Here is an 11,429-nt window from a genome sequence, read left to right as displayed (position 1 = left end):
GACTCAAAATCGCCGCCTGATTTGCTGCACAGAGACTGGCAGCATCTTCAGACAATCCGGCATAGGTGTAAGAATGCAATTCCACAAACGTTGCCCACCCTTCGGTGTAACCCGGATAGCCAAGCAGCGAGCGGATCGGTAGATCACAAATGGAGTGAAAATACACATTCTGGAACAAATGTCCCGGAAATCCTTCGTGTGCCAGCGTTGTAAAAAGTCGAAGCCCTTCATATCCGTTTTTCTGATTAATGTAAATTGAATTTTCGGTCAGATGATCCAGTGGGGAGGTCAGATAAAACGCCGGAGAGAGATAATCTTCCATGGCGGCATTCACATATTTGACCGTCACATTGCATTCCGGTACTTCTGGAAATTCTGCCGAAATTGCCTGCCGCAGAGTCGTAAGCATTTCTTCCGGAGACTGGGGTGCAACGGCGCAGTTTTCCAATTCCGTTGTCAGGTCAGGGTTTTGCTCCAACAGTTGTGATATGAGAAGGAGGTCTTCTTTGCGTTGATCTGTGGTACGTTTTTCAAGGGAAGCGACACTGTCACTGCTTCCGGTGGCACAGCGCACCAGATATTCATAATATTCGCGTCCTTCCGGAAAATGGCAGAGTCCGGCTTCGTTGATGGTGCTATCCTCCAATTCGCTTAACGTGTCTGCCAGTTGTGTAAATGCCGGAAAGACCTGCTTTTTTAAAATAGAAAGATTCTGCTTCTGATAAGACCGCCGTTCATTTTTGGAAATGCCGGAGAGGGCAGAGATTTTCTGGTTAAACGTTGTAACTAGGTAATGCTCCTCCGGATTGGAAACAAAATCCCGGCACTGATCGATGATAGTCTGCGCCGTGTAAGAGGGCATAAAACGATCGGCAGCAGCTTTTTCCCGTTCATAGTCGCAGATCTGGGCAAAATAGCGGGGCAGGTCGGTCAGCAGTTCCAGATAATCAGAAACATCCTGTTTGCTCTGGAAGGTGTATTCTGCCAGCAGGATCGGAATCTGGGATTGTAGACCGGTGGTGGGTGTTAGTGGTTCGTCATAATATTTAAAATTTCCGCCGGCTACGGTGAGATTCATACTGTCTGTCAGGATTTCCAGTGTCTGACGGTTGAGCGTTGTCAGATTTTGGGCATCAAATTGATGCAGGGCAGAGAGAACGTTTTCCGCGGAGGCAGCAGCAAGTGCCGGAGAGGCAGCGCTGTAATTTCCGAGAGAAGTCTGATATTCCGTGATTTGATAAGCCTGCGGATTTTCCAAGGTATAATGAAGATTTAGCAGACTTGCAGAGGCTTCCTGGCGGAACAGTTCAGCAATATAGTTTTCAAAATCTGTATTTACGTCGTTTGAGGTGGATTGTCCGGCAGCAGAATTGGAATTTTGTTCGCCGGCCTGGATGGCCGTGGGGGATTCGTGAAAAAACTGTGCGATCCAGGTATCGGAGTCGGCGCATTGGCAGACTGCGGCACAGAAAATCCCAAATCCAATGAGGAACAGTGCAAGAAACAGGGAAAACCGAATTTTATGGAAAAAATGAGAATGACAGTGGCGCATAAGGAAGTACCGGTTCGAATCATAATTACTAATAATGTATGAAGAGAAGCAATTGGATATAACAGAATCGATGGATAGAACTTGCGAAGTGCAGGGACATTGTGTATAATCAATTTGTCAATCTATCAAAAATTTTGATACACAAAGTATCAGGAGGAGCGCATTGGAAGGATACGATACACTGCATGACCTGTTGGTCAAATTATTTAATGAAATCATGAATATTGAAGAAAAAGCGATCATTACGGAGGAGTTCAAAGACATTTCCAACAATGATATGCACATTATAGAAGCAATCGGACTGGATGAGCCGCGCAGCATGTCATCTGTGGCAAAGGATCTGTCTGTCACTGTGGGAACGTTGACGATTGCGATCAATAACCTTGTAAAAAAGGCATATGTAAAGCGTATGCGAAGTGAGAAAGATCGCCGTGTGGTACTGATCTCACTGACGGAAAAAGGGGTGAAAGCATATCATCATCATGCAAATTTCCATGATGAGATGATCAAAGCGACATTGAACGGTCTGAATGAGGAACAGACAAAGGTGCTGGTAAAGGCGCTGACGAACTTAAGTGCATTTTTCCGTACCTATGGAAAATAAAGAATATTAATATGTAGTTCAGCATATGTTGTTAGAAACTCCAAAGGGAGCTGACGGCGTATGCTGAATTTTTTATGGCTTTTTATGATCCTGGCGGGAATCGTTTATGCGGCTTTTACCGGAAATCTGCAGGCAGTGACGGACGCAGCACTGGATTCCGCACAGCAGGCAGTGGCAATTTGTATCACGATGGCAGGTGTTCTGGCATTTTGGGTGGGACTGATGCAGATTGCGGAGAATGCCGGCATGATGCGCCGGGCAGCGGAGCGGATTTATCCGTTGCTGCATTTCCTGTTTCCAAGAGTGCCAAAGGATCATCCGGCATGCAAGTCCATTGCAGCGAACTGTATAGCAAATTTTTTCGGTCTGGGATGGGCAGCGACACCTGCCGGTCTGCAGGCAATGGAAGATCTGGATGAGCTGGAAAAAGAAAGGACTCTAATGCAGGCGGTCGGTCAGTCTGCTCAGAGCCGGTATGATTTTGGTTCAGACCGGATTTTGCGGGAACAGAGAAAAAAGGAAAAAGCAGCTTCCACAGAAATGTGTACGTTTCTGGTGCTGAATATTTCTTCTCTTCAACTGATCCCAGTAACGGTCATTGCCTATCGAAGTCAGTATGGTTCGCCGGATCCGGCAGGGATTACCGGAGCAGCGATCGTTGCTACGACAATTTCCTCAATGGCAGGGATTTTGTTCACAAAAATTATGTCTGTAATAGATGAAAAGCGTGGCTATTAAATCCTGTTTGAATTATGGGGCTATTTTCACAAGCGATCAGTAATAGCAGTTTTCTGCCTATACGCTATATGACTTTTGTTACTTTTAAAAAAATGTACTAGCGGTTCGGATCATTCAGATAGGAAAGCATGAAGGCGATACGTGACTGGTAGTCTTCACATTCATTCTGCATGATGGAGACCGCTTTTTTTACCTTGTTCAATACCGTATTTCGATGCTGGAAAATAGCAGTGGACGTCTGGTTGACGTTGCGACCATTTTTCAAAAACTGCATAAAAATGTAACACAGGTCGCCGTTGTGGGTTTCATCGTATTGGCGCAGCACTTCGTAGCATGGTGAAGCTGCCATTTTATCCACACCGGCTTTTTTTAATTCCTGTAAAATATACAGCATATAGACATCGGAAAAATAATGGAAAGTCGGGGCTCCGCCCTCTGTCTTGGAAGTTCCGATCGCCAATGCTTCCCGCGCCTGTGCAGCAGCGGTTGGCAGATCCATCAGTGAGAAAAAGGTGTTGCTGATGCCACATTCAAAGTATCGGTTCCGGAAATTTTTCTGGAAAATCGTTTGTTCCTCCGGAGTCAGGAATGTGGCAAAACTCTCATTTTCACTGTTATTTTTTAAAATATATAACGTGTTCTGGTACACGAACGGTTTCAGCTGTGGAATGGAAGTGCGCAGATTCCAGCTGACAAAGGAAAATGGCAGTTCCTGTTCGTCCGGATAATGGATGACCGCCAGCATAAAACGCCCGTTCATCGGTAGATCCGGAATATAACTGAGCTGGTCGGCATATTGCTGCTGCGGAGCGTCCGGATGCTCCAGAATGTCGTTAAATACCGATTCGTAAATATCTGAAGAAGACCGGTTGGAAAAACGTTTCTGCTGAAAGAATAACTGCAGGTTTTCCGCCACAATGTTCATCAGGTACAGGTAATTCGTACGCAGATGCACGGCACAGTGAAAGATCAGGGCATAGCCAACGGTGTGCCCGTTTGTCTTGAAACGGTACATCATACTGTAATAACAGTCATGTGTGGTCAGACTGTACCAGCTGATCAGTGGATTTTCTGCCTGTTCTGAGGTGGAGATCAGTCCGTCCTGACGCAGCCGCTCCATGATCTGCGGTGTCACATAACCGGCGGACAGAATGGATTCCATGATGGGATCACTGACATTCGGATCACGCAGATAACCAAGGATCGAGTAATTGCGATCCAGAACGACCATAGGATGAACCAGAAAATCTTTGGACAGGTTCAACAGATCCTGCAGGGATTTCTGCTGGATCAGCATCAGATGAAAGTTCTTATCCCAGATATCAAAATCGTGAAAAATCTTCAGGATACGGTTGAACACCAGCGGAAAAGATTCATCTGTGTAGAGTAACACCATGGACAGATTTGGATGGAAATCACTGGTATGAAGTTTTTCATCCTGGCAGATGCACAAAAATACACATCTGGAAGGAAACTGATCCTCTGGCGTTCTGCTTAATGCATTTAAGAGTACCTGGTCGGAAACCAGATAGAGCTCATCCCCGAATTCGGCATTAAGCTGCTCCTGGTCAAAAAGCTGCACGTTGTCGAAGTTCCCGGTGAGATCTATATTCTGTGATTCATAAATGCTGTTTGCAGAAAGCTGATATAAAAGTACGTTCAATGGTATCAGCATGGTAAATCTCCTTTGTACAAATTATCTGCTCCCATTATTTTGTGATGACATGATTTTATCAACTCAGACTGAGATGACTTATTTGCACCTATTATACCACGATGTACAAATGTGTGAATAGCATAATTTTAAAGTGCATTTTTGTGTTTTTTGACATACAAAGCATAAAAGGATTGTATTAAAATAGATACAAATGTACGAGGAGTATGAATGGAGGTATAATAATGAACTTTTTTACACCGGCCGAAGTGGCCAAAAATTACATTGCAACTGGAAAAAGTAAGGTTAACACACCAATTCCAAAAATGATCATTCTTGCGATCCTGGCAGGAGCCTTTATCGGATTCGGCGGCGTGGGGGCCACCACCGTTGCAGTATCCATTACAGAACCGTCACTTGGAAAATTTATCGGTGCCTGTGTATTCCCGGGTGGTCTGACTATGGTGCTGATCGCGGGAAGTGAGCTGTTTACCGGAAACTGTCTGTTGACAATCCCGCTTCTGGAAAAAGAAATCACTGTGGGCGGTATGTTAAAAAACTGGGTAGTTGTTTACATCGGCAACCTGATCGGTGGTCTGCTGGTAGGCGCAGGCGTTGCATTCAGTCACCAGCCGTCTCTGTTTAACAATGGAATGGCAGTATCCGTATTATCTACTGCAGCAAGCAAATGTTCCATGCCGTTTAGCGATGCATTTATCAAAGGTATTCTTTGTAATTTCTTAGTCTGTATCGCAGTATGGATTTCCTTTGCTGCGAAAGAAGTAGTCAGCAAGATCGTTGGTCTGTTTTTCCCGATCATGATGTTCGTGCTGTGTGGATTTGAACATAGTATTGCAAATATGTACTATATTAGTTCCGGTCTTTTCGCAAAAACAAATGCGACTTATGTACAGGCAGCAACAGACGCAGGAGTAGATCTGACAAATCTGACCTGGGGCAACTTCTTCAGCAAAAACCTGCTTCCGGTTACACTTGGAAACATTGTGGGTGGAGCAATTTGCGTTGGATGTGCGTACTGGTTTATCTACCTGCGCAAAGCAAAAAAAGCTGCATAAAGAGAAAATAGTTTCAGTAATGTATGAGATGCACAAATGAAACATCGAAAAAGTGCTTTTGGCATACACCAGAAGCGCTTTTTTGCCGCTATAATAGTATCATTACAGTATTCTGACAGGATACTGGTTAGGAGGGATATAAAAAAATGAGTAAGATTTATCTTGCCGGAAAGCACAGCCAGGATGTTACCATCGGGCATATGTTGGAGAAATTTTCCAGAAAAGTAGATGTTTACCCGCCTGGAACATGTCCACTGACGGTACAGTTATCACTGCTGCATGCTTCCATGAATCAGACTTGTGGAAAGTGCGTACCATGTCGTGACGGACTGCCACAGCTTGCAGACCTGTTAAGTAAAATTTTGAATGGTGTCGGCACAATGGAAATGGTGGATGAGATGAGAGAGATCGCCATCATGATCCGCGATACAGCAGACTGTGCCATCGGTTACCAGTCAGCTATTGAGGTACTGGAAGGACTTGAAACTTTTGCAGATGAGTATGAGAGCCATGTAAAAAAATGGGAATGTCCTGCCAATGTAGGTCAGAAGATCCCATGCGTGACACTCTGTCCTGCACATGTTGATATTCCGGGTTACATTGCACACGTTCATGAGGGTAATTACGCAGATGCGATCAACCTGATCCGTCGTGATAACCCGCTGCCAACTGCATGTGCCATGATCTGTGAGCATCCATGTGAGGAGCGCTGCCGTCGAAACCTGATCGATGATTCCGTCAATATCCGTGGTATTAAAAAATACGCGGTAGACCAGATTGCAGCAGATCAGGTAGCAGTTCCGAAGACAAACGTATCTACAGGCAAAAAAGTAGCAATCATCGGTGGAGGTCCTGCCGGAATGACAGCTGCATACTTCCTGTCTCTGATGGGACATAAAGTAACTGTTTATGAAGCAAAAGAACACCTGGGCGGTATGTTAATGTACGGAATCCCGAACTATCGATTCCCGAAAGACCGTATGGATGAGGATATGAATGCAATCCTTTCCACAGGAAATATTGAAGTAAAATATAATACAAATGTAGGTGTAGATATTCCAATTGAGGAAGTAAGAAACAGCCACGATGCAATGTTTGTTGCCATCGGTGCACAGAAAGGTAAAAAACTCCGTCTGGACGGCATTGATGCAAACAACGTATTCTCCGCAGTAGAAATGCTGGATGGCATCGGACATGGTATACGCCCGGATTATACAGGCAAGACCGTTGCTGTTATCGGCGGCGGAAACGTTGCTATGGATGCTGCACGAAGCGCGCTTCGCTGTGGCGCAAAAGACGTCCGAATCGTATACAGAAGACGTCAGGAAGACATGACAGCGCTGGATACAGAGATTGAATCCGCTGTTATGGAAGGTATTGAGCTGATGCTCCTTCAGGCTCCAAAGAGCATTGAGAAGGACGAAAACGGCGATTGCTGTGCACTCTGGGTACAGCCACAGATGATCGGTGCATACCGCGGCGGCAGACCGTCACCGGTAGACTCCGCATCCAAAGATCCGTTGCGTGTTCCATGTGATGTGGTACTGATCGCAGTTGGTCAGGATATCGTCAGCGAGCCGTTTGAAGAGTTTGGTATGCCGGCAGAGTGGCATGTATTCAAAGCTGGTCTGGATACTGCTGTAGAGGGTATGCCGGGCGTATTTGTCGGTGGTGACTGTGCAACTGGTCCGTCCACAGCAATCAAAGCGATTGCAGCCGGAAAAGTAGCAGCACATAATATCGATGAATATCTTGGTTACCACCATACCTTAAACTGTGGTGTAGAAGCACCGGAAGCAAGAGAGAATAACCGTGTTCCGACCGGTCGTGTCAACATTGGCGAGCGTCCGGCTTATGAGAGAAAACATGATTTTGAGCATGTAGAGTGCCCGATGACTCACGAAGAAGCAATGCAGGAGTCCGGCAGATGCTTAAGATGTGATGTATTCGGGTGCGGTAAACTTCAGGATGCGATCGACCGCTAAATATTGAAAATAACAGAGTTTATATATGGAGGTAATAACAGATGCGTTTAACCATAGATGGAAGAAACGTGGAAGCAGCAGAGGGCATGTCAATCCTTCAGGCAGCAAAAACTGTCGGTATTGAAATCCCTACACTCTGCTACTTAGAGGGTATCAGTGACATCGGGTCCTGCCGCCTGTGTGTAGTAGAAGTAGAAGGAAAGAACGAACTTGTCACAGCCTGCAACACAAAAGCAAAAGAAGGCATGGTTGTGCAGACAGCCAGCGAGCGTGTAATCGAAGCAAGAAAGACAGTTTTAAAACTGTTACTTTCCAATCACAATATTGATTGCTTCAACTGTGAGAAAAATGGTGACTGCGAACTTCAGAAATATTGTAATATATATGGAATTGATACAACACCGTATTTCGGTTCCAGAGGACTGTTAGAATGTGAGATCCCGAAAAAGGATGCACATCCGTTCCTGTCCTATGATCAGTCAAAATGTATCTACTGTCAGCGCTGCGTACAGACATGTAGAGTTGCAACCGGAAGAAGAGCGATCAAACTGCGCAGAACCGGTAAATTTACGATTATCGATGCACCGTTTGGTGATGACTGGGAAGAGACACGCTGTGAGTCCTGTGGTAACTGTGCACAGGCTTGTCCGACAGGCGCTCTGACCATCAAGAGAAGAAAAAATTATCGTCCGTGGGAAGTAAAACGTGTGCGTACCACATGTCCACACTGTGCAACCGGATGTCAGTATGATCTGATCGTAAAAGATAACAAGATCGTAGATGTAGAGGGCGCAGACGGTCCGTCCAACCACAAGATGGTCTGTGTTAAAGGACGTAGTGGTTCCTTTGATTTCGTAGATCATCCGGACAGAGTACGTCATCCGCTGATCAAAAATAAAGAGACCGGTGAATTCGAGCAGGCTACCTGGGATGAGGCACTGGATTATGTAGCAAAGAAATTTACAGAGTTAAGAGATACTTACGGTGGAGACTGCCTGGCAGGATTTGCCTGTGCACGTTCCGCAAACGAAGATATCTATATGCTCCAGAAAATGGTAAGAACTGCGTTCCATACCAATAACACAGATAACTGTGCCCGTGTCTGCCATGCACCGACCGTAGCCGGACTGGCAACTACACTTGGTTCCGGAGCTATGACAAATACGATTGCGGATATTACACAGGATTCAGATCTGATCATGTTGGTTGGTTCTAACCCGGAACATGCACATCCGGTACTTGGTATGCAGATCCGTCGTGCCGTACATAAAGGTACAAAACTGATTGTTGTAGATCCGCGTGATATCGATCTGGCACACGCAGCCGATGTACATCTGAAACTGACACCGGGTACAAACGTAGCGTTTGCAAACGGTATGATGAATATCATCCTTTCCGAAGGTCTTGAGGATCGCAAATTTATCGAGGAGCGTACTGAGAACTTCGAGGAAATGAAGAAAGTTGTTGATAAATATCCGGCAGAGAAAGTTGCAGAGATCTGTCATGTCGATGTAGACAAACTGATCGAGGCAGCCAGAATGTATGCAACTGCAAAAAATGCAGCCATCATTTACTGTCTGGGTGTTACCGAGCATCATACAGGTACAGAGGGCGTTATGTCTCTGTCTAACCTGGCAATGATCACAGGAAACTTTGGCCGTCCTGGTTGTGGTGTTAACCCAATCCGTGGTCAGAATAACGTACAGGGTGCCTGCGATATGGGTGCTTCTCCGGATCAGTTCCCGGGTTATCAGAAACTGAGCGCACCGGGTGTTTTGGAAAAATTTGAAAAAGCATGGGGCACAAAATTGAACCCGAAAGAGGGAACAAAGGCAACCGAGTGCTTCGGAAAGATGCTGACCAAGGAGATCCGTGGTCTGTTCATCTTCGGTGAGGATCCGGTTCGTACCGATCCGGATACGGCACATGTTATGAAAGCATTAAAGAACCTGGATTTCCTTGTTATGGATGAGTTATTCCTGACAGAAACTGCAAAAATGGCAGATGTTGTCCTTCCGGGACGTTCCTATGCAGAGAAAGAGGGAACCTTCTCCAATACAGAGCGTCGTGTACAGCGTATCCGTAAAGCGGTTGAGATCGAAGGCGAGACAAAAGAAGATATCTGGATCTTTACAGAGATCATGAACCGTATGGGATATCCGCAGCCGCATCTGACCTCTGCACAGGTTATGGATGAGGTAGCTTCCGTAACTCCTTCCTTCGCAGGTATCAGTCATGAGCGTCTGGACAGCGAAGAAGTAGCAGGAAACGGTCTGCAGTGGCCATGTACATCCAAGGATCATCCGGGTACACCGATCATGCATGTTGGCAAGTTCTCCAGAGGACTTGGTTACTGCAATCCGATCGAGTATATTCCGTCCATGGAGCTTCCGGATGAGGAATATCCTTTCAAGATGATGACAGGTCGTGTATTATATCACTATAATGCATGTGCAATGACTGACAAGACAGAAGGACTGAACCAGATTTCCGGACATTCCTTCATCGAGATCAATACAGAAGATGCTGAGCGTATCGGTTTCAAAGACGGTGACAGAGTAAGAGTATCTTCCCGTCGTGGAAGTATCGAGACAACAGCAAACGTATCCGGAAAGACCAATCCGGGCGAGTGCTGGATGCCGTTCCACTTCCTGGATGGCGGTGCAAACTGGTTAACATCAGATGCACTGGATTCTATTTCCAGTACACCGGAGTACAAAGTTTGTGCAGTTAAGATTGAGCGCGCATAACAGACAGCATTTTTCGTAATGATTGTTTCGGAAGAATTGTGAAAGCTGAATAGGTGAGTATTAAATTAAGGAAGGATCTTATGGCAGAACATATCAGAGATGAATATTTTGTAACCCGTGATGTAGTCACTTACAATGGAAGTGCACTAGTATCCGACAAAAAAAATCTGGTAGTAGAAGTAAGTTATCAGTTATATGTGAATGGCAGGGGAGCAGGTGAAATGATCTGTTCCCCATGGGATAAAAAGGAGGCATTCCTTGGTTATCTGTACCTGCGCGGTTATATTTCCAGTGCAGGAGATGTTCGGGCAATCGACGTGGATGAGGAACATGGAATGGTAAATATTACGATCCGTGAGTATCTCACCGATGAGACCGATATGGAAAACCTTTTGCTGGAAGATGAAGTGCTGCTGAATGAACAGGGCATTGTGCCAAAACGGGATGATGTGAGACTTTCCGTTCGTGAAGTGCTTGCTTTTTCCAGGGGATTAGAAGAACGCTCTGCACTGTTTCATCGAACCGGTGGCGTACATTGTGCGGCGTTCGTACATCATGGAGTATTTCTGTCTTACAAGGAAGACGTTAGCCACCATGTGGCCGTAGATAAAGTCGTTGGTGACTGTCTGCTTCGAAAGATTCCGATGAAAGATGGAATTTTAATCTTCTCTGGTCGTGTTCCGGTGGAAATCCTGCAAAAAGTAGGAGCCATGGGTTGTTCCATTCTGATCGCAAAGTCGGCACCGACGAATTATTCCTGTCGTCTGGCACAGCAGCTTGGGATTACGCTGATCGGTTTTGCCAGGGATAAGACATTTAATGTGTATTCACATCCGGAACGGATTTATGAATAAATTCTTGTTTGTCGTTGTAAAGGGCAAAATGAAATGAACTACAAAAAGAACATGAAAAATTTTCTGTGTCTGTTGCGTCGCTTATTTCCGACCGCTCCCGCGAACTCACCCGCAAAACCGGCGGGCTCAAACACACTCCCGCGGTCGGGCTAGACGCAACATCCACAACGAAAATTTTCCAACTATTCTTTTTTGTAGTTCATTTCATTTATGCCC

Annotated in this window: 9 protein-coding genes; 7 read left to right on the top strand and 2 right to left on the bottom strand. The window is 45.6% G+C overall.

The features are described from left to right. Nucleotides 1-1,258 (bottom strand): DUF885 domain-containing protein (locus LG34_RS04060; RefSeq protein WP_109214998.1); only part of this gene is annotated, 1,258 nt, incomplete at its 3' end. Nucleotides 1,259-1,378: 120 nt separating this feature from the next. Here LG34_RS04060 and LG34_RS16620 point away from each other — a divergent pair. From LG34_RS16620 to LG34_RS04045, 3 genes are all read left to right on the top strand, one after another. After that, a complete protein-coding gene (locus tag LG34_RS16620) occupies nucleotides 1,379-1,594 on the top strand; it encodes a hypothetical protein (protein ID WP_207657019.1) in 216 nt (71 codons plus the stop codon). 175 nt (nucleotides 1,595-1,769) lie between these two features. Then, nucleotides 1,770-2,156, top strand: coding sequence for a MarR family winged helix-turn-helix transcriptional regulator (locus tag LG34_RS04050; protein WP_109215001.1), 387 nt, complete (start codon nucleotides 1,770-1,772; stop codon nucleotides 2,154-2,156). Between the two features lie 60 nt (nucleotides 2,157-2,216). Continuing rightward, the gene (locus LG34_RS04045) at nucleotides 2,217-2,894 is read left to right on the top strand and encodes a nucleoside recognition domain-containing protein (RefSeq protein ID WP_109214996.1); all 678 of its coding nucleotides are present in this window, start codon (nucleotides 2,217-2,219) and stop codon (nucleotides 2,892-2,894) included. Nucleotides 2,895-2,991: 97 nt separating this feature from the next. Here the strand turns inward: LG34_RS04045 and LG34_RS04040 are convergent, their stop codons facing one another. Next, nucleotides 2,992-4,569 carry a helix-turn-helix domain-containing protein gene (locus LG34_RS04040; RefSeq protein ID WP_109214995.1) on the bottom strand — a complete coding sequence of 526 codons (1,578 nt, stop codon included), beginning with the start codon at nucleotides 4,567-4,569 and terminating at the stop codon, nucleotides 2,992-2,994. Nucleotides 4,570-4,793: 224 nt separating this feature from the next. On the opposite strand from LG34_RS04040, the gene LG34_RS04035 reads away from it, so the two are divergent. The 4 genes from LG34_RS04035 (at nucleotide 4,794) to fdhD (ending at nucleotide 11,213) form a co-directional block, all read left to right on the top strand. Beyond that, nucleotides 4,794-5,624 (top strand): formate/nitrite transporter family protein, encoded by an 831-nt coding sequence (locus LG34_RS04035; protein ID WP_109214994.1) that lies wholly within the window; start codon nucleotides 4,794-4,796, stop codon nucleotides 5,622-5,624. A 146-nt stretch (nucleotides 5,625-5,770) separates the two neighbouring features. Further along, a complete protein-coding gene (locus tag LG34_RS04030; protein ID WP_109214993.1) occupies nucleotides 5,771-7,609 on the top strand; it encodes an NAD(P)-binding protein in 1,839 nt (612 codons plus the stop codon). A 41-nt stretch (nucleotides 7,610-7,650) separates the two neighbouring features. Next, complete coding sequence (gene fdhF / locus LG34_RS04025; RefSeq protein WP_109214992.1) at nucleotides 7,651-10,359, top strand: formate dehydrogenase subunit alpha; 2,709 nt, start codon at nucleotides 7,651-7,653, stop codon at nucleotides 10,357-10,359. A gap of 80 nt (nucleotides 10,360-10,439) precedes the next feature. Then, nucleotides 10,440-11,213 carry a formate dehydrogenase accessory sulfurtransferase FdhD gene (fdhD, locus tag LG34_RS04020; protein WP_109214991.1) on the top strand — a complete coding sequence of 258 codons (774 nt, stop codon included), beginning with the start codon at nucleotides 10,440-10,442 and terminating at the stop codon, nucleotides 11,211-11,213. Nucleotides 11,214-11,429: the final 216 nt, after the last annotated feature.

This window comes from Eubacterium ramulus (assembly GCF_003122485.1).
GTDB lineage: Bacteria > Bacillota > Clostridia > Lachnospirales > Lachnospiraceae > Eubacterium_I > Eubacterium_I ramulus_A.
Note: the sequence above shows the minus strand (reverse complement) of the source record. Positions and strands in the feature narration are given on the sequence as shown.

What these genes read in the sequence shown, in the direction of transcription:
- fdhF (WP_109214992.1), top strand. Translation starts at nt 7,651, where the DNA reads ATGCGTTTAACCATAGATGGAAGAAACGTGGAAGCAGCAGAGGGCATG.
- LG34_RS04035 (WP_109214994.1), top strand. Translation starts at nt 4,794, where the DNA reads ATGAACTTTTTTACACCGGCCGAAGTGGCCAAAAATTACATTGCAACT.
- fdhD (WP_109214991.1), top strand. Translation starts at nt 10,440, where the DNA reads ATGGCAGAACATATCAGAGATGAATATTTTGTAACCCGTGATGTAGTC.
- LG34_RS04030 (WP_109214993.1), top strand. Translation starts at nt 5,771, where the DNA reads ATGAGTAAGATTTATCTTGCCGGAAAGCACAGCCAGGATGTTACCATC.
- LG34_RS04050 (WP_109215001.1), top strand. Translation starts at nt 1,770, where the DNA reads ATGAATATTGAAGAAAAAGCGATCATTACGGAGGAGTTCAAAGACATT.
- LG34_RS04040 (WP_109214995.1), bottom strand. Translation starts at nt 4,569, where the DNA reads ATGCTGATACCATTGAACGTACTTTTATATCAGCTTTCTGCAAACAGC.
- LG34_RS04045 (WP_109214996.1), top strand. Translation starts at nt 2,217, where the DNA reads ATGCTGAATTTTTTATGGCTTTTTATGATCCTGGCGGGAATCGTTTAT.